Genomic DNA, 546 nt, shown 5'->3' with positions numbered 1-546 from the left:
ACAGATTAGGGGATGTATGAAGAAGAAAGATGCTTACATTTCACAAGTGAAAGTACGTCAAGATCCTGTTAATCAATTGGCAATTGAAATGCGTGCTAAACGCTTTGGTTTGACGATTGAAGAGGCTAAAAATCCGCTTGCTGGTACTTATGTTGGGCGGCTTTGTTTGCAAGGTGTGCTTACTCAAGACCAGTATGATGCTGCGCAAAAATATCTTGAAGTGAAAAATGACTATTTGTGTGCAAAAGGTTTACCAAGCGCTGTTTATGACGAAATACCATCATCTTCTGATGACAAAGCAAGAGAAAAATGGGTTGAATTTGCAACAGGACAGTTTTCTAATATGCAAGAGGTGATAAAAGAAACACAACATCTCTATAGACAGTATAATCTTTATGCAGCAATATAATATATTGTTATAGAAGACAAAACATTACCACATCTTGTGAATTCATTGCGGGTCGCTCTTAACGCGCTTCATAAATATTTTGACAGAAAAACTAAATGGTAAATGTTTTATTGTTCTTTTTCCATAAAAGCATGAAA

Annotated in this window: 1 pseudogene; it reads left to right on the top strand. The window is 35.5% G+C overall.

Annotated features, from left to right (window positions below):
- Positions 1 to 16 precede the first annotated feature (16 nt).
- Positions 17 to 511: pseudogene (locus ACFIQE_RS11345) on the top strand (hypothetical protein).
- The last annotated feature ends 35 nt before the right edge of the window (positions 512 to 546 follow it).

It is taken from the genome of Bartonella sp. AA1HLJMS (assembly GCF_042197445.1).
GTDB lineage: Bacteria > Pseudomonadota > Alphaproteobacteria > Rhizobiales > Rhizobiaceae > Bartonella.
Note: the sequence above shows the minus strand (reverse complement) of the source record. Positions and strands in the feature narration are given on the sequence as shown.